Origin of the sequence: Pararhizobium sp. DWP1-1-3 (assembly GCF_049896125.1) — a bacterium.
Taxonomy (GTDB): domain Bacteria; phylum Pseudomonadota; class Alphaproteobacteria; order Rhizobiales; family Rhizobiaceae; genus Pararhizobium.
Window position 1 is genome coordinate 103,835 of the sequence record NZ_JAFCTR010000009.1, and the last position, 24,067, is coordinate 127,901.

25 protein-coding genes are annotated in these 24,067 nt (G+C 60.8%); 12 read left to right on the forward strand and 13 right to left on the reverse strand.

Features of this window, described 5'->3' with window-relative positions; all coding sequences use genetic code 11:
- Positions 1 to 21 precede the first annotated feature (21 nt).
- On the forward strand, positions 22 to 561 hold the full coding sequence (locus ACP7BS_RS18660; RefSeq protein ID WP_426230845.1) for an SH3 domain-containing protein: 540 nt from the start codon (positions 22 to 24) through the stop codon (positions 559 to 561).
- Between the two features lie 22 nt (positions 562 to 583).
- On the opposite strand, the gene ACP7BS_RS18665 is transcribed toward ACP7BS_RS18660, so the two are convergent.
- On the reverse strand, positions 584 to 1,576 hold the full coding sequence (locus ACP7BS_RS18665) for an adenosine kinase (RefSeq protein ID WP_426239309.1): 993 nt from the start codon (positions 1,574 to 1,576) through the stop codon (positions 584 to 586).
- 140 nt (positions 1,577 to 1,716) lie between these two features.
- Between ACP7BS_RS18665 and ACP7BS_RS18670 the strand changes: the two genes are divergently transcribed.
- Positions 1,717 to 2,337: a TetR/AcrR family transcriptional regulator gene (locus ACP7BS_RS18670; protein ID WP_426239310.1), complete on the forward strand. Its 621-nt coding sequence runs from the start codon at positions 1,717 to 1,719 to the stop codon at positions 2,335 to 2,337.
- Between the two features lie 131 nt (positions 2,338 to 2,468).
- Entirely contained in the window at positions 2,469 to 3,635 is a 1,167-nt protein-coding gene (locus tag ACP7BS_RS18675; RefSeq protein WP_426239311.1) for an MFS transporter, read from the forward strand.
- A 6-nt stretch (positions 3,636 to 3,641) separates the two neighbouring features.
- On the opposite strand, the gene ACP7BS_RS18680 is transcribed toward ACP7BS_RS18675, so the two are convergent.
- A complete protein-coding gene (locus ACP7BS_RS18680) occupies positions 3,642 to 4,067 on the reverse strand; it encodes a VOC family protein (RefSeq protein WP_426239312.1) in 426 nt (141 codons plus the stop codon).
- Positions 4,068 to 4,150: 83 nt separating this feature from the next.
- On the opposite strand from ACP7BS_RS18680, the gene ACP7BS_RS18685 reads away from it, so the two are divergent.
- Positions 4,151 to 4,729: a TetR/AcrR family transcriptional regulator gene (locus ACP7BS_RS18685; protein ID WP_426239313.1), complete on the forward strand. Its 579-nt coding sequence runs from the start codon at positions 4,151 to 4,153 to the stop codon at positions 4,727 to 4,729.
- Here the strand turns inward: ACP7BS_RS18685 and nth are convergent.
- Complete coding sequence (nth, locus tag ACP7BS_RS18690; RefSeq protein WP_426239314.1) at positions 4,722 to 5,486, reverse strand: endonuclease III; 765 nt, start codon at positions 5,484 to 5,486, stop codon at positions 4,722 to 4,724. The genes ACP7BS_RS18685 and nth overlap by 8 nt on opposite strands.
- A gap of 22 nt (positions 5,487 to 5,508) precedes the next feature.
- On the opposite strand from nth, the gene ACP7BS_RS18695 reads away from it, so the two are divergent.
- Positions 5,509 to 6,006, forward strand: coding sequence for a DUF2244 domain-containing protein (locus ACP7BS_RS18695; protein WP_426239315.1), 498 nt, complete (start codon positions 5,509 to 5,511; stop codon positions 6,004 to 6,006).
- 64 nt (positions 6,007 to 6,070) lie between these two features.
- A complete protein-coding gene (locus ACP7BS_RS18700; protein WP_426239316.1) occupies positions 6,071 to 6,943 on the forward strand; it encodes a methylated-DNA--[protein]-cysteine S-methyltransferase in 873 nt (290 codons plus the stop codon).
- A gap of 54 nt (positions 6,944 to 6,997) precedes the next feature.
- On the opposite strand, the gene ACP7BS_RS18705 is transcribed toward ACP7BS_RS18700, so the two are convergent.
- From ACP7BS_RS18705 to mepA, 6 genes are all read right to left on the reverse strand, one after another.
- Positions 6,998 to 7,633 (reverse strand): 2,3-bisphosphoglycerate-dependent phosphoglycerate mutase, encoded by a 636-nt coding sequence (locus tag ACP7BS_RS18705; protein ID WP_426239317.1) that lies wholly within the window; start codon positions 7,631 to 7,633, stop codon positions 6,998 to 7,000.
- 27 nt (positions 7,634 to 7,660) lie between these two features.
- A complete protein-coding gene (gene dapB / locus ACP7BS_RS18710) occupies positions 7,661 to 8,479 on the reverse strand; it encodes a 4-hydroxy-tetrahydrodipicolinate reductase (protein ID WP_426239318.1) in 819 nt (272 codons plus the stop codon).
- Between the two features lie 16 nt (positions 8,480 to 8,495).
- Complete coding sequence (locus ACP7BS_RS18715) at positions 8,496 to 10,307, reverse strand: ABC transporter ATP-binding protein (protein ID WP_426230855.1); 1,812 nt, start codon at positions 10,305 to 10,307, stop codon at positions 8,496 to 8,498.
- A gap of 101 nt (positions 10,308 to 10,408) precedes the next feature.
- Positions 10,409 to 11,434, reverse strand: a complete 1,026-nt coding sequence (locus tag ACP7BS_RS18720) for a glucokinase (protein WP_426239319.1) — start codon at positions 11,432 to 11,434, stop codon at positions 10,409 to 10,411.
- A 50-nt stretch (positions 11,435 to 11,484) separates the two neighbouring features.
- On the reverse strand, positions 11,485 to 11,865 hold the full coding sequence (locus ACP7BS_RS18725) for a methylglyoxal synthase (RefSeq protein WP_426239320.1): 381 nt from the start codon (positions 11,863 to 11,865) through the stop codon (positions 11,485 to 11,487).
- A 114-nt stretch (positions 11,866 to 11,979) separates the two neighbouring features.
- Positions 11,980 to 13,044 (reverse strand): penicillin-insensitive murein endopeptidase, encoded by a 1,065-nt coding sequence (mepA, locus tag ACP7BS_RS18730; RefSeq protein ID WP_426239321.1) that lies wholly within the window; start codon positions 13,042 to 13,044, stop codon positions 11,980 to 11,982.
- Positions 13,045 to 13,261: 217 nt separating this feature from the next.
- Here mepA and ACP7BS_RS18735 point away from each other — a divergent pair, with 217 nt between their 5' ends.
- The 5 genes from ACP7BS_RS18735 to ACP7BS_RS18755 all read left to right on the forward strand — a co-directional run bounded on the left by ACP7BS_RS18735 (position 13,262) and on the right by ACP7BS_RS18755 (position 20,121).
- The gene (locus tag ACP7BS_RS18735; protein ID WP_426239322.1) at positions 13,262 to 15,094 is read left to right on the forward strand and encodes an extracellular solute-binding protein; all 1,833 of its coding nucleotides are present in this window, start codon (positions 13,262 to 13,264) and stop codon (positions 15,092 to 15,094) included.
- 179 nt (positions 15,095 to 15,273) lie between these two features.
- Positions 15,274 to 16,359 carry a microcin C ABC transporter permease YejB gene (locus tag ACP7BS_RS18740; protein ID WP_426239323.1) on the forward strand — a complete coding sequence of 362 codons (1,086 nt, stop codon included), beginning with the start codon at positions 15,274 to 15,276 and terminating at the stop codon, positions 16,357 to 16,359.
- Entirely contained in the window at positions 16,359 to 17,513 is a 1,155-nt protein-coding gene (locus ACP7BS_RS18745; protein ID WP_426239324.1) for an ABC transporter permease, read from the forward strand. Before ACP7BS_RS18740 ends, ACP7BS_RS18745 begins: the two co-directional genes overlap by 1 nt.
- Before the next feature lie 8 nt (positions 17,514 to 17,521).
- Positions 17,522 to 19,150: an ABC transporter ATP-binding protein gene (locus tag ACP7BS_RS18750; RefSeq protein WP_426239325.1), complete on the forward strand. Its 1,629-nt coding sequence runs from the start codon at positions 17,522 to 17,524 to the stop codon at positions 19,148 to 19,150.
- A gap of 11 nt (positions 19,151 to 19,161) precedes the next feature.
- The gene (locus tag ACP7BS_RS18755) at positions 19,162 to 20,121 is read left to right on the forward strand and encodes a 2-hydroxyacid dehydrogenase (protein ID WP_426239326.1); all 960 of its coding nucleotides are present in this window, start codon (positions 19,162 to 19,164) and stop codon (positions 20,119 to 20,121) included.
- Here the strand turns inward: ACP7BS_RS18755 and ACP7BS_RS18760 are convergent, their stop codons facing one another.
- The 4 genes from ACP7BS_RS18760 to xseA form a co-directional block, all read right to left on the reverse strand.
- The gene (locus tag ACP7BS_RS18760) at positions 20,122 to 20,976 is read right to left on the reverse strand and encodes an NlpC/P60 family protein (RefSeq protein WP_426239327.1); all 855 of its coding nucleotides are present in this window, start codon (positions 20,974 to 20,976) and stop codon (positions 20,122 to 20,124) included.
- Between the two features lie 6 nt (positions 20,977 to 20,982).
- On the reverse strand, positions 20,983 to 21,333 hold the full coding sequence (locus ACP7BS_RS18765) for a MarR family winged helix-turn-helix transcriptional regulator (RefSeq protein WP_426239417.1): 351 nt from the start codon (positions 21,331 to 21,333) through the stop codon (positions 20,983 to 20,985).
- Positions 21,334 to 21,416: 83 nt separating this feature from the next.
- Positions 21,417 to 22,007: an NAD(P)H-dependent oxidoreductase gene (locus tag ACP7BS_RS18770; RefSeq protein WP_426239328.1), complete on the reverse strand. Its 591-nt coding sequence runs from the start codon at positions 22,005 to 22,007 to the stop codon at positions 21,417 to 21,419.
- A 1-nt stretch (position 22,008) separates the two neighbouring features.
- Positions 22,009 to 23,601 (reverse strand): exodeoxyribonuclease VII large subunit, encoded by a 1,593-nt coding sequence (gene xseA / locus ACP7BS_RS18775; protein ID WP_426239329.1) that lies wholly within the window; start codon positions 23,599 to 23,601, stop codon positions 22,009 to 22,011.
- A 196-nt stretch (positions 23,602 to 23,797) separates the two neighbouring features.
- Here xseA and ACP7BS_RS18780 point away from each other — a divergent pair, with 196 nt between their 5' ends.
- The gene (locus ACP7BS_RS18780) at positions 23,798 to 24,019 is read left to right on the forward strand and encodes a hypothetical protein (protein WP_426239330.1); all 222 of its coding nucleotides are present in this window, start codon (positions 23,798 to 23,800) and stop codon (positions 24,017 to 24,019) included.
- Positions 24,020 to 24,067: the final 48 nt, after the last annotated feature.

Below are 24,067 nucleotides of genomic sequence, written 5' to 3' on the forward strand. Positions count from 1 at the left end.
TTTTGGAAAATGGATTTTGTCATGCGTCAGTTCCTTTCCAGGCTCGCTTTCGCCACCGCAGTCACGTTGTCACTCGTCGCAATCGAGGCAGCACCGGCTTTTGCCCAGGCGGCCAAGGGTGCCAGCGGGCTGCCATTGCCCCGCTTCGTCAGCCTGAAATCCAAGAGCGTCAATCTTCGCGTTGGCCCGAGTGTCGATTATGCCGTTGCCTGGCGTTATCTCAAGTCGGGCGTGCCGGTCGAAGTGACCCAGGAATATGACAATTGGCGCAAGATCCGCGATGCCGATGGCACCGAGGGCTGGGTCAACCAGGCGCTGCTGTCCGGCGACCGGACGGCCGTTGCTGCCCCATGGATGCGTGGCAAGGGCGAGGGCGTCTTCGTCAACATGCGGCGCGACCCGCAATCGGGCGGCGCCATCGTCGCACGGATCGAGCCGGGCGTCGTCGTTCATGTCGGCGAGTGCAACGGCGAATGGTGCCGCGCCGAAGCGCAAGGCACCGATGGCTGGATTTCTCAGGGCGAAATCTGGGGCGCGTATCCGGGCGAAGCCTTCAAGTAGGGGTTGTGCGACGGCAAACCGGTCAGAGCAGACCGGCTTCCTTTGCTGCTGCAGAGAGCGAGATCATCGGACGCGGGCCGATCTGCTCGATGACGATGCCAGCCGCAAGGCTGCCGAGCTTGCCGCAGTCGGCCAATGACCGACCCGTCGTATAACCATGCAGGAAACCGGCGGCGTAGAGATCGCCCGCACCTGTCGTATCGACAACGCGGCTGACCGTCGTCGCCTCGACTTTGACCCGCTCGTCACCCTTGACGATGATCGAGCCTTCCTCGCTCAACGTCACGGCGGCCAGCTTGCAATCTTTCGAGATCATCGACAGCGCCTGCTCGAAGTCTTCCGTCTCGTATAGCGCCAGGGCCTCGGCGCGGTTTGCAAAGACGATGTCGACGGTGCCGGAGCGCATCAGGTCGAGGAATTCTGCCCGGTAGCGATGGACGCAGAAGCTGTCGGACAGCGTCATCGCCACTTCACGGCCATTCTCATGGGCTATGCGGGCGCATTCGCGGATGGCGTCCTTGGCGAGCGGCGGGTCCCACAGATAGCCTTCGAAATAGGTGACCGCCGCGTCTGCAACCACCGACGGCTCGACATCATCTGGTCCGAGTTCGACGCAGGCGCCGAGATAGGTGTTCATCGAGCGTTCGCCGTCCTCGGTGACGAAGATCATCGAGCGGGCGGTCGGCGGAAGATCATCGAGCGGCTTGGTCTCGAAATGCACACCTTGGGCACGGATGTCATGGGTGAAGATCTCGCCCAGCTGGTCGTTGGCCACCTTGCCGAAATAGGCGGCCCGGCCGCCGAGATTGGCAACGCCCGCAGCGGTATTGCCGGCGCTGCCGCCGGACGCTTCGAGTGCCGGTCCCATGCGCGAATAGAGCAGTTCTGCCCTGTCGGCATCGATCAGGTTCATCGCGCTCTTGATGATGCCGTTGTGGACCAGGAATGCGTCGTCGCAGCGCGCAATGATATCCACAATCGCATTGCCGATCGTGAGCACGTCGAATTTTGTCATCCGGAACCGCCTGGAATGTTTGTGTCAGTCGGTGTCCGGTAATAGCGGATTTCCAGCAGTTTGGAAGTGGAAAGCGAAAAAGAGCGTCTACACGGAAATTTTACTTGATATAGGAAGCGATCGTTTCCTATACGGCCTGCATGGAAACCAATGCAGAAACACCACAGAACCAACGCCCGCGCGGTCGGCCCCGGGAGTTCGACACAGATGCGGCCCTGGAGCGCGCCATCGATGTTTTCTCGGTTCGCGGTTACCACGGCACGTCCATCAGCGATCTTTCGGATGCGATGCGGTTGACGCCCGGCAGCATTTACAAGGCCTTCAAGGACAAGCGCGGCATCCTGCTCGCTGCGTTCGACCGCTACCGTGTTTTGCGCAACACGAAGCTCATGGCGGCGATTACGCCCATTCCGCTCGGCCGCGACAAGATCAAAGCCGCGCTGCAGTTTTATGCCGAGGCAGCACATGGCGAGCTCGGCCAGCGTGGTTGTCTCGTCGTTGCGACTGCGGCGGAACTGGCCGCATCGGATCCGGTTGCTGCAGAGCGCGTCGATGTCGCCCACGCCAGCAACGAAGCGATCATGAAGAATTGCATTCTGCTGGGCCAGTCGGATGGATCCGTATCCACCAGTGTCGATGCCGCGGATGCCGCCCGCGCACTGCTTTGCCTGCTGCAGGGCATGCGCATCGTCGGGAAAACCGGCCGCAGCCGCCCTGAGATGATGGCGGTTACCGATGTGGCGATGAAGCTGTTGGGCTGACCGTTTTGATTTTTTGAATTTGGACTTTGGAGACGACCGTGACCAGTATCGCATGCCGGGGTGAAATTGCATCAGAACCCAAAACCCCAGAACCCAAAACTTCCGAATCCAAGGCTCAAGAATCCAAAGCCATGTCATCGTCGATGATGTTCCTTCTGGCCGCTTCCTGCGGCCTGATCGCTGCCAACCTCTATTACGCGCAGCCTTTGATTGGCCCGATCAGCGCGTCGCTGGGTCTTTCTCCCGGAGCGGCAGGATTAATTGTGACGCTGACGCAGATCGGTTATGGCCTCGGCCTTCTGCTGATCGTGCCTCTGGGCGATCTCTTCGAAAATCGCAAGCTGATTCTTTCGGTGATGGCGCTGGGAACAGTTGCGGTCATCGGCGCCGGGCTCGCCTCGAAGCCGCTGCCGTTTTTGGCCTCGGTGTTTTTCATCGGGCTAGGCTCCGTCGCCATCCAGATCATCGTGCCTTATGCGGCGCATATGGCACCGGAGGCACATCGCGGACAGGCTGTCGGCAATGTCATGAGCGGCCTGATGGTCGGCATCATGCTGGCGCGTCCGGCCTCAAGCTTCATCGCCGAGTTCCTGCCGTGGCATATGGTCTTCTTCATCTCGGCAACAGTGCTGGTCATTTTGGCCGCAGTGCTGGGGCGCGCCCTGCCGCCGCGCATTCCGCAGACGGGATTGAGCTACGGCGCGCTGCTGGCTTCGATGGGGCGGTTGGTCGCAACCACGCCGATCCTGCGCCGCCGCTCGCTGTATCACGCCTTCATGTTCGCTGCCTTCAGCCTGTTCTGGACGACAACGCCGTTGCTGCTGTCCGGGCCGGAATTCGGCATGTCGCAGGGGCAGATCGCGCTGTTCGCGTTGGCCGGTGCCGCGGGTGCCATCGCCGCACCCATTAGCGGGCGTCTTGCAGACAAGGGCTGGAGTTTTCCGGCAACGCGCCTGTCGATGATCTCCGTCGCGGCGGCCTTCCTCATCACCCATATCGCGCCGGCCGGGTCACTGTGGGCACTCGGCCTTCTCACCTTCGCCGCCATCCTCCTGGATTTTGGCGTCGTGACCAATCTGGTTATGGGCCAGCGCGCCATCTTCATGCTCGGCGCCGAATATCGCAGTCGCTTGAACGGGCTTTACATGGCGACGTTCTTTGCCGGTGGTGCCGTCGGCTCGGCGCTTGGTGGCTGGCTTTATGCGCAAGGCGGCTGGTGGGCCGCCTCGATGCTCGGCTTGGCACTGCCGGTCTCGGCGCTCCTTTATTCGCTGACGGAGCGTAGACCGACGGCCTAAGCGTGATCAGGCCGGCAGCACGGACGCATTATACTGCGCCGCAAATTCGGCCGTTGGCGAGATCGGCTTGATCACGTCGATCAGCACGCCGTTGGGATCGGCGGTGATGAAATGCCGCTGGCCGAAATTCTCATCGCGCAGCGTTAGAAGGATCGGCAGGCCCGCGGCCTGGAATTGCGCATAGACTGCATCCGGATCCTCGACCTCGAAATTGAGCAGAAGCCCGCAAACGGTCCCGCGTCCACTTTGCGGGATTGTCTCGTGACTGCCGTCGAGAATGGCCAGGGTCACATGCTCGTTCTCAGTTGATTGCAGGTGCATATACCAGTCAGCCGTAAACAGCGCTTTGAAGCCGAAATGCCGGATATAGAATTCGGCCGTGCCCTGAACGTCGCCGGTCATGATGACGGGATAGTAGCTGGTGATTTTCATGGCTTTTCCTCCGTGCGAAATTATCATACATTCTGTATGTTTTTGTAATTAACATACATTCAGATTGTATGTAAAGGCGGAAAATGCGACGTAGCAACAAGGATCGGACCGATAGCATGCGCCTCGCCCTGATGGCGGCGGCGCGCGGGCTATTCGTCGAAAAAGGCTATGCCGATACGGCGACCCCTGAGATCGCCAGCGCCGCTGGCGTGACGCGCGGCGCGCTCTATCATCATTTCGAGGATAAGAAGGCGCTGTTTGCGGCCGTCGTCGCTGACGAAGCCCGCCAGGTAGGCGTCGAGATCGAGGCAAAAGCCGCCGGATCCAGCAACGCCCGCGAAGCTCTGCTGGATGGCGCACGTGGCTATTTCGATGCAATGGCTGTGCCCGGCCGCACACGCCTTCTGCTGCTTGAAGGCCCCGCTATTCTCGGACTTCACAGTCTGCAGGGCATAGACGCTGAGCATGCGGAGGGGAGCTTGAAGGCTGGCCTCGCAAATCTGTTTGCAGCAACCGGCAAGGACCCCGTATTGCTGGGCGCATTCGCTCAGCTTCTTTCCGCTGCATTCGACCGCGCAGCGCTGGCGATCGAGGCCGGCGGCAGGCGTGATCAATATGAGGCGGCGATCGCCGCCCTGGTTGACGGCATTTCCCTCAGATGATCTGCGCCGGCAACTCGACCAGCGGTGCCGGCATCTCGCTGGTCTTTTCGGCTGCCTTGCAGATATCGGCAATGACGCAGCGCTGGCATTCCGGCTTGCGCGCCTTGCAGCAATAGCGCCCGTGCAGGATCAGCCAGTGATGGGCATGGTAGAGATAGTGCCCGGGGATGATCTGCATCAGCTGGTGTTCGATCTCGTCCGGGGTCTTCCCCGGTGCCAGACATAGCCGGTTGGCGATGCGGAAAATATGCGTATCGACTGCCATCGTCGCCTGGCCGAACGCCATGGATAGAACCACATTGGCGGTCTTGCGGCCAACGCCGGGCAAGGTGATCAGTTCCTCGCGGGTGCGCGGCACTTCGCCGCCGAATTCGGCGATCAGTTTTTCGCTGAGCGCGATGACGTTCTTGGCCTTGTTGCGGTAAAGCCCGATAGACTTGATATGTTCGCGAACCTGCTCCTCGCCGAGCTCAACCATCTTTTCCGGCGTGTCGGCAATGGCGAAAAGCGCCCGCGTTGCCTTGTTGACGCCGGCATCCGTCGCCTGCGCCGACAGTGCCACCGCAACAACCAGCGTGAACGGATTGACGTGTTCCAGCTCGCCCTTCGGCTCGGGCCGCTGGATCGAGAAACGGCGGAAAATCTCCTCGATCTCTTCCCTGCTGTAGATCGCCTTCGGCTTTGTTTTGGCGCGGCCGGTGGTCGCGGATTTTGTTTTCGCCGGCTTGACCGCTGATTGTGGCTTCACGTTTTTCATGATGCATCTATAGTCATTCGCCATGAACGATGGCAACGCCGAGATGTCGAGTGAGGAGCAGCCGGTTTTCGCCGCCGAGCTGACACCCTATCGTTCGCTCGGGATAAAGGGTTTCAAGGTTTTCCTGTTCATCGCTGCCCTGATGAGCCTCGTCCATATCTTCGTTTTTATCGTCATCGGAGCCTGGCCGATCGTCTTTTTCTTCGGGCTGGATTTCCTGCTGCTGTTCGGTGCGTTCTGGCTGAATTATCGCTCCGCCCGCGCCCGCGAGGAAATCCGCATTTCGCGCACCGATGTTTCCGTGCGCAAATTCAACCCGGCCGGCCGGATGATCGAGCACCGGTTCAATCCCTTCTGGACGCGGTTCAATATTTCCCGCCATCAAGAAATCGGCATCGTCTCGATGCAGCTCAGCGACCGGCAGCGCACCACCGATATCGGCTCTTTCCTCAACCGCGATGACCGCGAGACATTCGCCGCCGCCTTTTCCGGTGCCTTGGCGACGGTGAAACGCCGATAGAACAAGAATCGGGTGGCGATGACCCGCTTCGAGTGTTTATCTCTGGTCTCAAGGAGATACGCTGATGGATATCAAGACATCGATTCCCACCGACATCACGCCGCGCGGCAGCGATTACGAGACCGTCAGCCGCGTCGTCGAACTGTTGACCGAAAATTATCGCGATCAGCCGTCTCTCGACGCCATTGCCAGTGATCTCGGTCAGTCGCCCACGCAGCTTCAGAAGACCTTTACCCGCTGGGCCGGGCTGTCGCCAAAGGCGTTTCTCCAGGCCGTGACGCTTGATCATGCCAAGCGCCTGCTGCGCCAGGAGGAGCTGCCGCTTTTGGAGACCAGTTTCGAACTCGGCCTCTCAGGGCCTTCGCGTCTGCATGATCTGTTCGTCACCCACGAGGCGATGTCGCCGGGCGAGTGGAAGCAACGCGGCGGCGGGTTGACGATTCGATATGGTTTCCATCCCTGCCCATTCGGCGTGGCGCTGGTGATGGTTACCGATCGCGGCTTGGCCGGTCTGGCTTTCAACGATGCCGGCGATGAAAAAGCCAGCTTCGAGGATATGGCCAGCCGCTGGCCGAATGCCCAGTTTATCGAGGACAGCGCATCAACCGCCGGCTACGCGGCTCGTATTTTCGATGCCAGGGAATGGAGCGCGCAAGAGCCGTTGCGCGTCGTGCTGATCGGCTCCGATTTCCAGATCCGCGTCTGGGAATCGCTGTTGAAGATCCCGATGGGCAAGGCGGTCACCTATTCCGACATTGCCTGCGATATCGGCCAGCCCACCGCCTCACGGGCCGTCGGTGCGGCCGTCGGCCGCAACCCGATCTCGTTCGTCGTTCCCTGTCACCGAGCGCTCGGCAAAAGCGGCGCGCTCACCGGCTATCACTGGGGCCTCACCCGCAAGCGGGCGATGCTCGGCTGGGAGGCGGGCAAGGTCTGACGTGAAAAGGGCCGCGCAAGCGGCCCTTTCATTGAATTCGATCAATCCAGACGCTCAATGGGCGCCGGACATGTCGCCCAAAACTTCCTTGGAAGCGACGGTGGAATCCGCCTTCAGCTTGTAGACCATCGGCACGCCGGTCGCGAGATTGACCGAGAGGATCTGCTCGCGGTCCAGCCGGTCGAGTACCATCAGCAGCGAGCGCAGCGAATTGCCGTGAGCGGCGACCAGGACCTTCTGACCGGCCAGAACGCGCGGCAGGATGTCGGTCATGTAATAGGGCCAGACACGGGCGCCGGTGTCCTTCAGGCTTTCGCCACCTGGCGGCGGTACGTCATAGGAGCGGCGCCAGATATGCACCTGCTCTTCGCCCCACTTGGCGCGGGCGTCGTCCTTGTTGAGACCGGACAGATCGCCGTAGTCGCGCTCGTTCAGCGCCTGGTCCTTGATGGTTTCCAGATCGGGCTGGCCGAGATTGTCGAGGATGAGCTTCAGCGTATGCTGGGCGCGCGTCAGCACCGATGTGAAGGCGACGTCGAACTTGATGCCGTAATCGGCCAGCGCCTTGCCTCCGGCATTGGCTTCCTCGATGCCAAGCGGCGTCAGGTCGGGGTCCTTCCAGCCGGTAAACAAGTTCTTCAGGTTCCAGTCGCTCTGGCCGTGACGCACAAGGACGAGGGTGCCGCTCATAGAAGTTCCTCCGGGGAGTTTTAGGGGTCAGGACAGCCCGAGCACGTCGAGCATGGAGTAGAAGCCGGGTTTCTGGTTGCGTGCCCAGAGTGCAGCGGTAATGGCACCCCGGGCAAAGATTGCCCGGTCGGTCGCCGAATGGGACAATGTCACCTGCTCGCCTTCGCCTGCAAGGATAACGGAATGCTCGCCGATCACCGAGCCGCCGCGCAGCGTGGCAAAACCGATGGCGCCAGTGACACGTGCGCCGGTATGGCCGTCGCGCACCCGCACCGAATGTTCGGCAAGGTCGATCTCGCGGCCTCTGGCGGCTGCTTCGCCAAGCAGCAGTGCCGTTCCGGACGGCGCGTCGACCTTGTGCTTGTGGTGCATTTCGAGGATTTCGATGTCCCAGTTTTCCGGCCCAAGTGCGCGGGCCGCCTGCTGTGTCAGCACGCCGAGGAGGTTGACGCCGAGGCTCATATTGCCGGATTTGACGATCCGGGCATGCCGCCCGGCCGCCTTGAATTTTTCCTCATCGTCCAATGAGCAACCGGTCGTGCCGATGACATGGACGATGCGGGCCTGCGCCGCGAGGCCGGCAAAATCCACCGAGGAGGCAGGCGCGGTGAAATCGAGCACGCCTTCCGCCTCGACAAAGGCTTCGAGCGGCTTGTCGGTGACGATGACACCGGTCGGTCCAAGCCCGGCAATCTCGCCGGCATCGCGGCCGATGAAGGCCGAACCCGGCCGTTCGACGGCGGCAAAGACGGTCGCGCCCGGCATGGCATGGATGGTGCGGATCAGCGTCTGGCCCATCCGGCCTGCGGCACCGACCACCACGAGTTTCATGTCTGTCCCGCTCATGCCTGCCTCATTTTCCTCAGATCAGTGTTTCGGCATCCGCGACCGGTTCTGACTCCGCCGTGCCTTGCAGATTGTGAAGGCGAGCGTAAAGGCCGTCACTGCGCTGCGCAAGCGCCTCATGCGTGCCTTCCTCGGCAACGATCCCGTCCTTCATGACGATGATCTTGTCGGCATTGACGACGGTGGACAGGCGGTGAGCGATGACCACCACGGTGCGGCCGCTCATGGCGTGATCGAGAGCCTTCTGGACGGCTGCTTCCGACTCGGTATCAAGTGCAGAAGTTGCCTCGTCGAGAAGCAAAATGGGCGCATTGCGCACCAATGCGCGGGCGATGGACAGCCGCTGGCGCTGGCCACCGGAAAGGGTCACACCGTTTTCACCGACTGCGGTGTCGTATCCCTGCGGCTGTGTGCGGATGAAGTCATGCGCATAGGCCAGTTTCGCAGCCTCCTCGACTTCTGCATCCGTGGCGGTGGGGCGGCCATAGCGGATATTGTCGCGGATCGATCCTTCGAACAGATAAGGCTGCTGCGAGACATAGGCGAGGCCGTTGCGCAGCGACTGCTTGGTGACATGGGCGATGTCCTGTCCGTCGATGAGGATCTCGCCGCCGGAAGGGTCGTAGAACCGCGGAATGAGGCTGATGACGGTTGATTTGCCGGCACCGGATGGCCCGACAAGCGCCGTCGTCTTGCCGCCTTCTGCGATGAAGCTGACACCCTTGAGGATATCGTCGCCCTGGTTATAGGAGAACCGGACGTTCCTGAATTCGATAGCGGCTGCTCCAAGCGTCAGGTCGCGAGCGTCCGGCAGGTCGCGTTGATGCGGGACCATATCGAGAATTTCGTAGATCATCCGGGCATTGACGACGGCGCGCTCCAGTGAAACCTGTAGTCGCGCCAGGCGCCGGGCGGGATCATAGGCCATCAACAGCGCCGTCATGAAGGCAAAGAAAGCCCCTGGCTGGACGCCATCGTAGATCGCCCGGAAGGCGGCATAGGCCAACACACTGGAAATCGCAAAACCGGCAAAGGTCTCCGTCATCGGTGCGGTGCGTTCACTGAGGCGGGCAATGCGGTTTGCTCGGTTTTCGGCCCTGTCGATAATCGTCTCGACCTTGGTCCGCAACTGCTCTTCCATCGTGAACGCCTTGACGATGGTGATGCCCTGGATGGTTTCCTGCATCGCGCCGAGTACGTGGCTATTGATCTCCACCGATTCGCGCGTCGCCAGCCGCAACCGGCGCGAGATGTAACGAAGACCGATCAGCAACGGCGGTGCGACGACGAAAACGATCAGGGTCAGCAGCCAGTCCTTGCTGATCATCACGCCGATCAACGCCACCAATGTCAGAAAGTCGCGGGCAAGCGACGTCACCGTCATGTTGAGTACATCGCGGATGCCGGAGACGTTCTGGCTGATCTGGGCGGAAATACGCGCCGAGCGCGTATCGCTGAAGTAGCCGACGCTCAGCGCCATCAGATGCGAATAGAGCCGGCGCTGGTAGCTGGCGACGATATTGTTGCCGATCTTCGAGAGCGCCACGGCCTGACCATACGTGGCAAAGCCGCGCAGCACGAAGGCGAGAAAGATTGCACCGCAGATGTACAGGACGATGTCCGCGCGCTTGTTGGCAAAGGCTTCGTTGACGACGGATTCCATGATCCATGCGGTAAAAGCGGTCGTGGCGGCGACGAGGGCCAAGCACGCGATGGCGAAGATATAGCCGCGCAGATGCGCGCGCCCGTTTTCAGCGATCACCCGCTTGAGAACGCTGGTAATGGTCTCGCGATCGATTGCGGGGAGCTTTGTCTTGGCTTGCTTCAAGCTGGTTTCCTTAAAACCCGGCGCGCTTTGAAGCGCCTTATTTCACCGGGCTCTATAGTACCTTGATCCCTGTTTGGCGAGTCTGGGCCTAAGCTGAGGCCTCAAGTTCTCCAGCGCCGTCCCTCCATTGCCACACCGAAGCGCGACGGCGTGCGCGAATAGGCGGCAAGGCCGGACAGGGCTGCGGTCGGGTGGGTGACCACAAAAGTCGGGATGGTCTTGAGCAGAGCCGAGTGTGGCGCCTTGTCTTCGAAGGCCAGGCGGAATTCCGGTTTCTTAAGGGCCGGCAGGATCTTTTGCGAAATGCCGCCGGCGAGGAACACGCCTCCACGCGCCATGAAGATCATCGCCATGTCACCGGCGACGCGGCCGAGATAGGTGGAAAACAACGAAATAGTCTCCACCGCCGCCTCGTCGCTGCCGGCAAGTGCATTGGTGGTCACTGCTGCCGGATCGGCAAGCTTCGGTTCCCATGCTTTTGATTCGCAGACGGCGCGGTAGATGTTCACGATGCCGCGGCCACACAGCAACTGTTCGGCCGAAATGCGTCCCTCGATCGGCTCGAGGAAGGGCCATATCTGATAGTCGCGCTCGGTGCGTGGACCGACATCCACATGACCGCCTTCGCCGGGAACCGGAAACCAGGTATGCTGCGCATGGACAAGGCCCGCAACACCAAGGCCCGTTCCTGGCCCAAGCACAGCGCATGAGGCGGATTCGAGGATTGTGCCGGGACCGATTTGTTCCCGGCCCTCGTTACCGATCGAGGCAATGGCCAGCGCCTGCGCCTCGAAATCGTTGATGATGATGACGTCTTCCAGCGAAAGCGCCGTCAGCATGTCCTTCGGCTTGATCACCCAGCCGGCATTGGTCAGCGGAATGTCGTCGCCCTTGACCGGGCCTGCCACCGCGATGATCGCCGAGCGCGGCTGGACCGAGGTCTTGTCGAGAATGCTGGTCTGCAGCGCTTCCTCGATGCTGGCGTAATTGGTCGTCGGAATGATTGGAAACAGCTTCGGCTCGGCAAAGGCGTCGATGAGCAGCGCGAACCGGGCGTTGGTTCCGCCAATGTCGCCGATCAGGATCGGAAAGGTAAGGCCGCTGTCGGTGTCTGGGAGCGTGGGCATGGAAGGGTTCCGTTATGATCGTGCGGACTGAAGGCTGGGAAAGAGCTTTATCAGGGTTGGTTGAAGTCGATCAACCGTTCTGCGGTCGCCCGGTTCAGCGCCATCGGAATATCGTAGACGGTGGCAAGCCGCATCAGCGCCTTGACATCGACATCATGTGGCATGGCGGTGAGGGGATCGACGAAGAAGATCAGCATATGCACGTCGCCTGTGGCGATCATCGCGCCGATCTGTTGATCGCCACCAAGCGGGCCGCTCTTCAGCCGGATTACGTTGAGACTGGGACAGGCCTCCTGAACGCGCCCGCCGGTGGTTCCGGTGGCAACGATTTTCCAGCCGGTAAACACGGCCTCGTTGGCCTGCGCAAACGCGGCCATGTCGTCTTTCTTCTGATCGTGCGCAATCAGCGCCACGCATGTCTGGCTGGCCATCACAGAACTCCCGGCATCAAGCCGACCATGAAAAGTCTCGAATTAAATCGATTTGATTTTCTCTACAGCACTGCTCGGCGGTTGAAAAGCGCCGAAAGTTTCGGCGCCTCAAGCCTATTGCATGGCAGGACGGGCCAGTGGGATCGGAACGTCATTGTCCGGCTGGTCACTGTTTGCCGCATGGATTGCCTGTTGGATCGCCGCATCGCCGGGCGTTGGCTGCGGCGCCACGTAAGCCGAGCCGAAAGTGGCCGACTGTTCCGAGGCCGCAGGCGCGGCCAGCAGCGCCGTGCAGGCTTTCGGCAAGTCAGCCAGGGTCGTGAAGCGTGGTTTCACCGGCTTCGCATTCGGGTCCTTTTTCGGTGCGGCCCAAGGTTCCTTGGTGAACCACCAGGCAAGAGACTTGTCGCACCCGTCGCCGCTGGCGACCGGGGCCTGCGCCTTGCAGCTCGGCGTACCCGGCGGGCAGAACATGCGAATATGGAAATGCTCGTCATGGCCATAGACCGGACGCACCTTGCCGAGCAGGTCGCGGTCACCGGTCCATGTCTCGCACAGCTTCTTCTTGATCGCCGGGTTGACGAAAACGCGCTCCACCTGCGGATAGCTTGCCGCCTGCATCACCAGCTTGGCGTGGGTCGGTGTCCAGCGGTCTGAATTGACAGTCAGGAACTTGCTCTTGTCGAGCATCGAGATGAACGGCATGTCCTCGCGCGTCTGCGCGGAAAGCGACTGCGCAGGCTTGGGCTGAAACCAGATATCCGCGTCCAGCCCGATCTGATGGGACGCATGTCCGGTAATCATCGGGCCACCACGCGGCTGTGAAATGTCGCCGATCAGGATGCCGGATCCCCATCCGAGCCGAACCGCATCCTGAGAGAATTTTTCCAGCAACTGGATCATCGCCGGATTGCCCCAGCGCCGGTTTCGCGACAGACGCATCGCCTGCCATGTCGGCCCGTCCGTCGGGATCGCCACGGCGCCGGCCATACAGCCCTTGGCGTAAAACCCGATCGGGTTCGCCGCCGTCTCGCTTGGAAGCTTTACCTTGCCGAAGATTTGCTTTGCAGGCGTATCGTCGGCCGAAGCTATCTCCACGGCGACAAGAGTCAGGCCCATAAGCGCGATCAGCGCCATCGATGCCATCTGCCGGAGAAAGCCTGCATGTGTCGGTGTCATATGCCGTCCGTTTCTGATAGCGCGTGGCGATCCACAACGCCCAACTGCGATTTGCCGTGTCGAGACTGACACTCCGTCTTTGTGTCAGCCTTGCGGGACACGCAACCGTGACCCAAAAAAAATGCCCGATTTGAGGCAGCTTCTGTCAATTGCCCGGATTTTGCCTATTCTGTCGTTCAAGCAGCGGGAAAATGAAAAACGGAAGAGGCGAATTGGCATGAATTTCAGACGCGCATTGGCTTTGGCAGCAACCATCTTCCTGGCAACTGGACCGGTGGTGGCTCAGGAGCCGGTCTGGCACGGCGGCATTTCCACGATTGGCGAGCTGAAACATAAAGACGGCTTTGCCCGCTTCGATTATGTCAATCCTGATGCGCCCAAAGGCGGCGAGCTGAAGCTCTCCGAAACCGGGACTTACGACACGTTCAACCCGATCCTTTCCAAGGGCGAGGCGGCGGCCGGCGTCACGTCTCTTGTCTTCGATACGCTTTTGAAATCCGCCGAAGACGAGGTCACCGCCTCCTACGGGCTGCTCGCCGAAGGCGTCTCCTATCCCGACGACTTTTCCTCCGCGACGTTTCGGCTGCGCGCTGAAGCAAAGTGGGCGGACGGCAAGCCGGTGACGCCGGAAGACGTCATCTTCTCCTTCAATATGTCAAAGGAACACAATCCCCTTCTTTCCAACTATTACCGCCATGTGGTCTCGGCTGAAAAGAGCGGCGAGCGCGACGTCACCTTCCGCTTCGATGAGAAGAACAATCGCGAGCTGCCGAACATTCTCGGCCAGTTTCCGATCGTGCCGAAGCACTGGTGGGAGGGCCAGGATACGAAGGGCAACAAGCGCGATATCAGCCGGACGACGCTGGAGCCGGTCATGGGCTCAGGGCCGTACAAAATCGCCTCCTTCCAGGCAGGCGGCTCGATCCGCTTCGAATTGCGCGACGATTATTGGGGCAAGAACGTCAACGTGAATGTCGGCCAGAACAATTTCGGCACGATCACTTATACGTTCTTCGCCGACAAGACCGTGGAGTTCGAGGCTGTGCGCGCCGGTGATGTCGATTTCTACAGGGACAGTAGCGCCAGCCATTGGGCGACAGCCTATGACTTCCCGGCAGCGAAGGATGGCCGGGTGATTCGCGCGGAGATCGAGAATCCGCTACGTGCCACCGGCATCATGCAGGCCTTCGTGCCGAACCTGCGCCGCGACAAATTCAAGGATCAGAAGGTGCGCGAGGCGCTGAACTATGCCTTCGATTTCGAGGACCTGAACCGCACGCTTGCCCATAACGCCTATCAACGCGTCGATAGCTACTTCTGGAACACAGAACTTGCCTCCTCTGGCCTGCCCGAGGGCCGCGAGAAGGAAATTCTGGAGGCGCTGAAGGACAAGATCCCTGCTGCCGTCTTCACCACACCCTACACGAATCCCATCAACGGCGATCCGCAGAAGGTACGCGGGAACCTGCGCACGGCGCTCGCCCTCTTCAAGGAGGCCGGCTACGAGCTCAAGGGAAACCGGCTGGTGAACACGAAGACCGGCGAACCTTTCGGCTTCGAGATCCTTCTGTCCAACCCGTCCTTCGAGCGTACGGTCTCGCCATTCGTCAACAGCGTGAAGAAGATCGGCATCGATGCCCGCATGCGCACTGTCGATGACTCGCAATACACCAATCGCGTCCGGAGCTTCGATTATGACATGATCTACGGCATCTGGGCGCAGACACTGGTGCCCGGCAACGAGCAGAGCGACTATTGGGGCTCAGCCTCGGTCGATCAGCAGGGCTCGAAGAACTATGCGGGCATTGCCGATCCGGCGATCGACGAACTGATTAGTAAGATCGTCTTCGCGCCGAACCGGCAGGAGCTTGTGGCGACCACAAGGGCGCTCGACCGCGTGCTGCTGGCACATCACTATGTTGTGCCTCTGTTCTATTCCAAGGCTGTGCGCGTTGCCTACTGGAATCACCTGAGCCATCCGGCGGACTTGCCCTATTACGGCATGGGATTCCCGGATGTGTGGTGGTCGAAGCCTGCCGGAACCCCATGAAAGCCTTGCGTACGGCTCATCATGTACTCCAAATGCACATATGCGAATCAGTTTGGGCGTCATGGCCGGTTTGGCAGGGGCGCCTTCAAGGAGACGAACGGATTGACTGAAAACAGGTGGCAGGCCGCTTGCGGATCGGATCGTGTTGCTGGAAACGGCGGCAGGCGGGAGCAACGCTGATGGGTGCCTATATCCTGCGGCGTCTTTTCCTGATGATTCCGACGATCGTCGGGATCATGGCGATTTCCTTTGCCGTTATTCAGTTCGCCCCCGGCGGCCCAGTTGAGCAGGTGATTTCCGATCTGACCGGCCAGCAAGGCGGCGACCGGTTGTCCGGGAGCAGTGGTGATCTCGGGCAGTCGATGGGCGACGATTCCTCGGGCCGGTATCGGGGCGCGCAAGGGCTTGATCCGGAATTCATCAAAAAACTGGAAAAGCAGTTTGGCTTCGACAAGCCGCCGCTGGAGCGCTTCGGCCAGATGATGTGGAACTATATCCGCTTCGATTTCGGCGAGAGTTTCTTCCGCAATACCTCGGTCATCGACCTGATCCTCGACAAGATGCCGGTGTCGATCTCGCTCGGGCTTTGGATCCTACTGTTTTCTTATGCGATTTCCATCCCTCTCGGTATCAAGAAGGCCATGTCCGACGGCTCGACATTCGATGTCTGGACATCCGGCATCATCATCGTCGGCTATGCGGTTCCGGGCTTCCTGTTCGGCATCCTGTTGATCGTGCTGTTCGCCGGTGGCTCGTTCTTCGACTGGTTCCCGCTGCGGGGCATCGTCTCGGATAATTTCGCGCAACTGAACTGGTGGCAGAAGATCCTCGACTATTTCTGGCACATGACGCTACCGCTGATCACGCTTTTGATGTCGGCCTTTGCGACGACGACGCTGCTCACCAAGAATTCCTTCATCGACGAAATCAAGAAGCAGTATGTCACCACGGCGCGGGCCAAGGGGCTGAACGAGCGGCAGGTTCTCTACGGCCATGTCTTCCGCAACGCCATGCTGATCATCATCGCTGGTTTCCCCGGCGCGTTCATCACCGCCTTCTTCACCGGCTCGCTTTTGACCGAATATATCTTCTCGCTCGATGGCCTTGGGCGTCTCGGCTATGACGCCATCGTCAAGCGCGATTATCCGATCGTCTTTGCAACGCTCTATATCTTCTCGCTGATGGGCCTGTTCGTCAGCCTTCTGTCTGACCTCGTTTATACCTGGGTCGATCCGCGCATCGATTTCGACAGGAGGGACGTCTGATGGCCGCCGATATCGTCTCTGCCGATCCAACTCTGGTGACCGGCCGCACGGGCCGCCTGTCGCCCGTTAACCGCCGCCGCTGGGACAATTTCAAGGCCAACCGCCGTGGCTTCTGGTCGTTCTGGATTTTCCTCGTTCTGTTCGGCCTCAGCCTCGGTGCCGAGTTCATCGCCAATGACAGGCCGGTGCTGGTCTCCTACAAGGGCGAGCTGCTGGTACCCGCGCTCGTGCAGTATCCGGAGGAAAAATTCCTCGGCGACATGGGGTTCCTGGCGATCACCGACTATGGCGCGCCGGAAATCTCCGAAGAGATCAAGGCCAACGGCTGGATGATCTGGCCGCCGATCCGCTATTCCTACCAGACGGCCAATTCCAACATTCCCCACTCGGCGCCGACCAAGCCGTTCTGGCTGATGGACAAGGCCGAGCGCTGCTCCGGTTATCCACAGGGCGAAAACGATCCCGGCTGCACGCTCGGCAATCTCAATTGGCTGGGCACCGACGACCAGGCGCGCGACGTGGCGGCGCGGATGATCTACGGCTTCCGCATCTCCGTGCTCTTCGGCCTGTGCCTGACCATCGCCTCCGCCGTCGTCGGCGTCACGGCCGGTGCCGTACAGGGTTATTTCGGTGGCTGGACGGACCTGCTGTTGCAGCGCTTCATCGAAATCTGGTCGTCGATGCCGGTGCTCTACATCCTGTTGATCATCGCCGCGATCCTGCCGCCGGGTTTCTTCATCCTGCTCGGCATCATGCTGCTGTTTTCCTGGGTGGGGTTTGTCGGCATCGTGCGTGCCGAGTTCCTGCGGGCGCGCAATTTCGAATATGTGCGAGCCGCCCGCGCACTCGGCGTCAACAACCGGACGATCATGTTCCGCCACCTTCTGCCCAATGCCATGGTGGCGACGCTGACCTTCCTGCCGTTCATTCTTTCCGGCTCGATCACGACGCTGACCTCGCTCGATTTCCTCGGCTTCGGCATGCCGCCGGGATCCGCATCGCTTGGCGAACTGATCAGCCAAGGCAAGTCCAACCTGCAGGCCCCATGGCTCGGGTTGACCGCCTTCGTCGTCATGTCGGTGATGCTGTCGCTGCTGATCTTCATCGGCGAAGCCGCCCGTGATGCCTTCGACCCAAGGAAGACCTTCCGGTGAGCGCGACGATGACAGACACACTCCTTTCCGTGCGCAATCTCTCGGTCGCCTTTCACCAGGGCGGCAGGACATCGACGGCGGTGGACGGAATTTCCTTCGATATCAAGCGCGGCGAAGTGGTGGCGCTGGTTGGCGAATCCGGCTCGGGAAAATCCGTGTCTGCCAATTCGATCCTGAAGCTTCTGCCCTATCCCGCCGCCAGCCATCCGAGCGGCGAAATCCTCTTCAACGGCAAGGACCTGATGACGGCCTCGGATGCCGAACTGCGCCAGGTGCGCGGCAACGACATCACGATGATCTTTCAGGAGCCGATGACGTCACTCAACCCGCTGCATTCGATCGAGCGGCAGATCGCCGAAATCCTCGATCTTCACCAGGGGATCACCGGCGCCGCGGCGCGGACCCGCGTGCTGGAACTGCTCAATCAGGTCGGCATACGCGAGCCGGAAAAGCGGCTTGCCGCCTATCCACACGAACTGTCCGGCGGCCAGCGCCAGCGCGTGATGATCGCCATGGCGCTCGCCAACCGGCCGGAACTCTTGATCGCCGACGAGCCGACCACGGCACTCGACGTAACGGTGCAGGCGCAGATCCTCGAGCTTCTGAAAGAGCTCAAGGATGACCATGGCATGTCGATGCTGTTCATCACCCATGACCTCGGCATCGTCCGCAAGATCGCCGACCGGGTCTGCGTCATGACCAAGGGCAAGATCGTCGAAACCGGCCCCACCGCAGAGATTTTCGCCAATCCGCAGCATGCCTATACCCGCCATCTGCTGGCCTCCGAGCCCAAGGGCGTGCCACCCGTTTCCGACACGTCGAAACCGGTGGTGATGCAGGCGCAAGACATGAAGGTCTGGTTCCCGATCAAGGCCGGCTTCCTGCGCAAGGTGGTCGATCATGTGAAGGCGGTCGATGGCATCGACCTGACGCTGCGTGCCGGCCAGACGCTCGGCGTCGTCGGCGAATCCGGCTCGGGCAAGACCACGCTCGGCCTGGCACTGACGAGGCTGATTTCGTCGAAGGGCCGCATCAGCTTTATCGGCAACGAGATAGCCGGCTATTCGTTCAAGCAGATGCGCCCCTTGCGCAACCGCATGCAGATCGTTTTCCAGGATCCCTTTGGTTCGCTCAGCCCGCGCATGGCCATCAGCGACATCATCGCCGAAGGACTGAAAGTGCATGAGCCCAGCCTTTCCGAGAAGGAGCGTGACGCACGCGTGGCGGCAGCACTGGAAGAAGTCGGTCTCGATGCGGCGACGCGGTGGCGCTACCCGCATGAATTCTCCGGCGGCCAGCGGCAGCGTGTCGCCATTGCCCGCGCCATGGTGCTGAAACCCCAATTCGTCATGCTCGACGAGCCGACGTCGGCTCTGGATATGAGCGTTCAAGCGCAGGTGGTCGATCTCTTGCGCGATCTGCAGGCGAAGCATTCGCTGGCCTATCTCTTCATCAGCCACGATCTGAAAGTCGTCCGCGCCCTTGCCAACGACATGATCGTCATGCGGCTTGGCAAGGTGGTCGAGCAGGGCCCTTCCGAGCGCATCTTCACGGCGCCGCAGGAAGATTATACCAAGGCGCTGATGGCTGCTGCCTTCAATATGGAAGCGGTCGATGTGCCCGCCGTCCGCCAATAGAGTCTGTTGCCATGTCCGAGAAAAGCCCCGTCATCGTCGATCTGAAGTTCATTCCACGCGAAGTGGAGGGCGGCCTGAAGGGTGCGTTCCCTGGACGCGAGGTCCTCAATCTCGCCGACCCCGCCCATAAGGGCCGCGATCTCTCCGGCATCGGTTATGCCGTCGTCTGGAAATCAGATCCCGACCTGTTTTCCCGAGCGCCGGATCTGAAGGTGGTGTTTTCCGGCGGTGCCGGCGTTGATCATGTCCTGACGCTTCCAGGCCTGCCGGATGTACCGCTGGTCCGCTTCGTGGACCGAAGCCTGACGACACGGATGAGCGAATGGGTGGTCATGAACTGCCTCATGCACCTGCGCCAGCACCGGGCCTACGAGGCGCGGGCCAAGGCACATCTCTGGGAGGATCTCAGCCAGCCGGAAGCGGCCGATGTCACCGTCGGCGTCATGGGCCTCGGCATTCTCGGTCAGGATGCCATCCGCAAACTCGGCGTCATGGGCTTCAAGACGATCGGCTGGTCGCGCTCGAAAAAGACAATCGATGGCGTCGAAACCTTTGACGGCAATGCGCTGGATGCCTTTCTGGCAAAGACCGATTTCCTCGTCAGCCTGCTGCCGTTGACGGCAGAGACCAAGGGCATCCTGAACGCCTCTCTGTTTTCAAAGCTCAGCCGAAAGGGGCCTTTCGGCGCCCCGGTCGTGATCAATGGCGGCCGTGGCGGCAGTCAGGTGAGCGCGGATATCATCGCCGCGATCAAGGCGGGCGTTCTTGGCGGCGCCTCGCTCGATGTGTTCGAGCAGGAGCCGTTGGACAGTGACAGCCCGTTCTGGGATATGGACAATGTCTATGTCACGCCGCATGTGGCGGCGTCGTCAGACGTCAAGGCGCTGTTTGTCCATGCCGAGCAACAGATGGACCGCTTCGAAAGCGGCCTGCCGCTGGAGCATCTGGTGGATCGCAAAGCCGGCTATTGATCAGGGCCGGCGGAAGCCTGTCGGCTTGTTGTAGAGCCAGCCGATCCTCTGGATCGATTCTTCGAGCCCCTCGTGGGATACGCTCATCGTATGGCCGTTGGCATGCAGCAGCGTCCTCTCGTCTTCCATGATCGCCACATGGCCCTTCCAGAAAACGAGGTCGCCGCGCGTGAGTTCGCTGCGGTCGATTTCGGTGCCAAGTCCGCTGGCCTGCATATCGGTGTCGCGTGGCGCAGCGCGGCCGGTCATCATCATCGATAGCTGAACAAGGCCGGAGCAGTCGATGCCGAAGCCGGAGCGCCCGCCCCAGAGATAGGGGGTTTCGAGAAACCGCTCCGCAATGGCGACATAATCGCCGTAAAGCGGCTGCCCGACCTCGGCGCAGTGATTGGCAATCACCGCCTGTCCGCCTTCCAACAGGAAATAGCGTGTACCGCGTGTTTCGCGCTCGTCGATGACGGCGATCCGGTTTCCCATCGACAGCGCCTGCACGGTCGGGAATTTCAGGTCCGGCCCGGAATAGATGAAAGTGCGCGGGGCGGTAATGATATGGGTCAGGCTGCGCACGACAGGTGAAACCGCATAATCGGGAATATAGCCGACATAACCGTCGAAATCGGACTTCACCCAGGCCCAGCCGGCGTCCGTATCGAAAACACGGACGGTTTCGCCGAGTAAAAGCTCCGTATCCGTGCCGCATTCCAGTTCGGGGCGCGCCCGCATCTGGACAACGGGGACGCAGATGATTCCTGCAGTGCCGCTGACATAGTTTGGAGCCTCGACGACGCCGCGCAGGCGTTCCTCGGCAAGGTCGGTGCGGTAGGCGTTCAGCCGGCGGTCTGGAAGATCAAGCATGGTTTCTCAAATAGACAGTTTGCGTCCCTGATCAATGATCAGATCGCCAAGTTTTTCAAGATAAAGCGCACCATCGACCGTGCGCTTGATGATCACGTTGCGTTTGTCGCGTTCGTCACGGGCCCGGGTCACAAGGCCGAGATCGCCCATCGTGTCGAGCGCACGGGTGATGACAGGCTTGGTGACACCCAGAATTCCGGCCAGCCCACGCACCGTATGCGGCGGCGGAACGAGGTAGATATGCAGCAGGATGGAGATTTGCCGGAGCGTCAGGTCGCGCTTGTCGATCCGCACCTGTTCAAGCGAAACGCTGTGCCAGAGGTTCAAAGCCTGCGAAGCTGATAATTCCACCGGCATCGGACGCCCTCGGTTCAATCAGCCGATATTCTAGCTGTCAGACCGTTACGGAACCGTTTCCTTTCCGTCTGCCTGCCCCGATTTCATATCCGTTCCAGAGCCTTTTCAATCCTTGCCAGATGGGCGGCGCATTGCGCTGGCGTCACCCGGTCCATATCGTGCAGCGAGATCATCCGGAATTTGACGTCCTTGGCGCAGAACGCCGCAATCCCGCGTTTCAAGAGGCGCCGCACCGGGTTGCCCATGTAGAGCTTGACGACCCACCAGGGCGAGCCTGTGGTCGTCAGCGCCCAGAACAGCTTAATGTTCGTCAGGCGCGGAAGGATACGGCCGCCGGATTGTTCGTGGTCGAAGGCGACGCCCGGTGCAAAGACCCGGTCGAAGAAACCCTTGAGGATGGCTGGAAAATTGAACCACCATTGCGGAAAGACCAGGATCAGCCCATCGGCAGCCCGTAGCCGCGCGACGATATCGTCGACGCCCTTAGTGTCATAGGGCGTGTCGAAATAACCCCGCCGTTCCTCTTCCTGCAGGCGCGGATCGAAGCCTTCCCTGTAAAGATCGACCAGATCGACGTTATGGCCGCTTTTCTCCAGCGCCGCCTTCGCAGTGGCGGCAACGCCTGCGGCAAAGCTGTCGGCGAGCGGATGGGCGAGAACGAGGAGAATGCGCATCCTAGAACAGGCTGCCCTGTTTGGACGGTGCTGCGTCCGCCGGCTTGTCGGCGCGTTTCTTTGCCGGCTGTGGCGGCGGATTAGCGCCGCCCTCTGTCGTCAGTGCGTTGATTGAACCATCGGCGAATTCGATGGCGATCGTCTGGTTGAGCGACAAAGCCGCGGCGCCCTTCACCGGAGTTCCGGTTTCGTCCCGCACCAGCGCATAGCCGCGCTTCAGGACGTTGCGATAGGATAGCGATTGCAGGATGCGGTCATGCGCCGTCACCGCGCTGCGCCGGCGCCGCAGGTCGGCCAGAAGCGCGCTGTCGGCCCTGCCGGAAAGACCGGTCAGGCGATCCTGAGACCGGTGAATCTGGCTCAATAAACGGGCGGGCAGGGTGCGGAGCGCAACATCGGCGGAGGATACCCGCGAGGCAGAGCGCTGCAGCAACCGCTCGATGATACGCTCGGCACGGATCATCCGCTCGCCAAGCTTTTGGCGCCGTTCGTTGATCCGGTTCGAGAGAACGTCCGGCCTCAGGTGCGCAGCGATCCGCTCGAAGCTGCGCCGCTTATTGGCGGTGTTCATCTGCAACCCGCGGCCCAATCCTGCCGATGCCTCGTCGAAACGTCGGCGCGGCAGAGCCAGCAACTGGTCGAGCGAGGGCAGGGCGCGGGTCAGCGCCCGAACGCTCTGGCGGCGATTGTCCATCTGCCGCCCGACAGCAGATTTCAGCCGTGCGGACAGTGCTGAGGTAACAGCCTCCAGATCAGCCTTCACCGGTACGGCCATTTCCGCAGCTCCTGTCGGCGTCGGCGCCCTCTGGTCGCTGGCATAGTCGATCAAGGTCCAGTCGGTCTCGTGGCCGACGGCGGAGATCAGCGGAATCTGCGAATTGGCCGCCGCCCGCACCACGGCTTCGTCGTTAAAACTCCAGAGATCCTCCAGGCTGCCGCCACCGCGCGCCACGATCAAAAGGTCGGGCCGGGCGATCGGGCCACCAGCCGTAAAGGCATTGAAGCCCTCGATCGCAGCCGCCACCTCATTGCCGGAGCCTTCGCCCTGCACCCGCACCGGCCAAACTATAACGTGGACTGGAAAGCGGTCGGCAATGCGGTGCAGGATATCGCGGATGACGGCGCCGGTCGGGGAGGTAATGACGCCGATGACTTTCGGCATATAAGGCAGCAGCCGCTTGCGCGAGGGATCGAACAATCCCTCGGCACCGAGCTTGCGCTTACGCTCCTCGATCAGCGCCATTAGCGCGCCGGCACCTGCCGGCTCCAGCGTTTCGATGACAATCTGGTATTTGGAGGAGCCGGGGAACGTCGTCACCTTGCCGGTGGCGATCACTTCCATGCCCTCTTCGGGCCGGAACTTCAGCCGGCTCATCGTGCCCTTCCAGATCACGGCATCGATGCGCGCCTTGTCGTCCTTCAGGGAAAAATAGGCGTGACCCGAGGAATGCGGGCCGCGATAGCCGGAAATCTCGCCCCGCACCCGCACTTGGTCAAAGGCCTGCTCGACCGTGCGTTTGATGGAGCCGGACAGTTCGGAGACCGAATACTCGGCGAGATTGGAGGGCGAATCGGATTCGAAGAACGAGCTCATCCGGCTATTTTGCCGCGCCCGGCGGCGGATAGCCAGCCTTTGGCGCTGCTCTCAACAAAGCTTTCACCATACCTGCGGTTTCATGCCGTCCAAACCGGGCGCATGGCGCCGGACACGTTGAAATTTAAGTCAATTTTAGCGCCCCCGGCGCAGTCTCGCCGCATCGTGGTTATGGCGGGAGGGTCGGATGATAATCTTGACCGCATTTGCAATCGGATTGTTGGCGGCGGGCACGCGCTCGCTGATTTGTTATTGCATGACGCCGTGGCTGATCATCATCGCTTTTGTTCTCGCGGCGATCTGTTCGCTGGTGAATGTGTCGCTGCTTGCACTCGGGCTGGCGATCCTGGCGTATAATGCCGGCATGGCGGCGACATTTCTGATCGCGCTGGTCGCGGCGCTGCACTCCGAGGCATAGATATCGCTATCCGGGATGCCGGTGGTGTGAACCCGCCGCACTGTTTTC

Bases quoted from the DNA above. Each gene is read 5' to 3' on its own strand.
- ACP7BS_RS18660 (WP_426230845.1), top strand. From the start codon at position 22: ATGCGTCAGTTCCTTTCCAGGCTCGCTTTCGCCACCGCAGTCACGTTG.
- ACP7BS_RS18665 (WP_426239309.1), bottom strand. From the start codon at position 1,576: ATGACAAAATTCGACGTGCTCACGATCGGCAATGCGATTGTGGATATC.
- ACP7BS_RS18670 (WP_426239310.1), top strand. From the start codon at position 1,717: ATGGAAACCAATGCAGAAACACCACAGAACCAACGCCCGCGCGGTCGG.
- ACP7BS_RS18675 (WP_426239311.1), top strand. From the start codon at position 2,469: ATGTCATCGTCGATGATGTTCCTTCTGGCCGCTTCCTGCGGCCTGATC.
- ACP7BS_RS18680 (WP_426239312.1), bottom strand. From the start codon at position 4,067: ATGAAAATCACCAGCTACTATCCCGTCATCATGACCGGCGACGTTCAG.
- ACP7BS_RS18685 (WP_426239313.1), top strand. From the start codon at position 4,151: ATGCGACGTAGCAACAAGGATCGGACCGATAGCATGCGCCTCGCCCTG.
- nth (WP_426239314.1), bottom strand. From the start codon at position 5,486: ATGAAAAACGTGAAGCCACAATCAGCGGTCAAGCCGGCGAAAACAAAA.
- ACP7BS_RS18695 (WP_426239315.1), top strand. From the start codon at position 5,509: ATGAACGATGGCAACGCCGAGATGTCGAGTGAGGAGCAGCCGGTTTTC.
- ACP7BS_RS18700 (WP_426239316.1), top strand. From the start codon at position 6,071: ATGGATATCAAGACATCGATTCCCACCGACATCACGCCGCGCGGCAGC.
- ACP7BS_RS18705 (WP_426239317.1), bottom strand. From the start codon at position 7,633: ATGAGCGGCACCCTCGTCCTTGTGCGTCACGGCCAGAGCGACTGGAAC.
- dapB (WP_426239318.1), bottom strand. From the start codon at position 8,479: ATGAGCGGGACAGACATGAAACTCGTGGTGGTCGGTGCCGCAGGCCGG.
- ACP7BS_RS18720 (WP_426239319.1), bottom strand. From the start codon at position 11,434: ATGCCCACGCTCCCAGACACCGACAGCGGCCTTACCTTTCCGATCCTG.
- ACP7BS_RS18725 (WP_426239320.1), bottom strand. From the start codon at position 11,865: ATGGCCAGCCAGACATGCGTGGCGCTGATTGCGCACGATCAGAAGAAA.
- mepA (WP_426239321.1), bottom strand. From the start codon at position 13,044: ATGACACCGACACATGCAGGCTTTCTCCGGCAGATGGCATCGATGGCG.
- ACP7BS_RS18735 (WP_426239322.1), top strand. From the start codon at position 13,262: ATGAATTTCAGACGCGCATTGGCTTTGGCAGCAACCATCTTCCTGGCA.
- ACP7BS_RS18740 (WP_426239323.1), top strand. From the start codon at position 15,274: ATGGGTGCCTATATCCTGCGGCGTCTTTTCCTGATGATTCCGACGATC.
- ACP7BS_RS18745 (WP_426239324.1), top strand. From the start codon at position 16,359: ATGGCCGCCGATATCGTCTCTGCCGATCCAACTCTGGTGACCGGCCGC.
- ACP7BS_RS18750 (WP_426239325.1), top strand. From the start codon at position 17,522: ATGACAGACACACTCCTTTCCGTGCGCAATCTCTCGGTCGCCTTTCAC.
- ACP7BS_RS18755 (WP_426239326.1), top strand. From the start codon at position 19,162: ATGTCCGAGAAAAGCCCCGTCATCGTCGATCTGAAGTTCATTCCACGC.
- ACP7BS_RS18760 (WP_426239327.1), bottom strand. From the start codon at position 20,976: ATGCTTGATCTTCCAGACCGCCGGCTGAACGCCTACCGCACCGACCTT.
- ACP7BS_RS18765 (WP_426239417.1), bottom strand. From the start codon at position 21,333: ATGCCGGTGGAATTATCAGCTTCGCAGGCTTTGAACCTCTGGCACAGC.
- ACP7BS_RS18770 (WP_426239328.1), bottom strand. From the start codon at position 22,007: ATGCGCATTCTCCTCGTTCTCGCCCATCCGCTCGCCGACAGCTTTGCC.
- xseA (WP_426239329.1), bottom strand. From the start codon at position 23,601: ATGAGCTCGTTCTTCGAATCCGATTCGCCCTCCAATCTCGCCGAGTAT.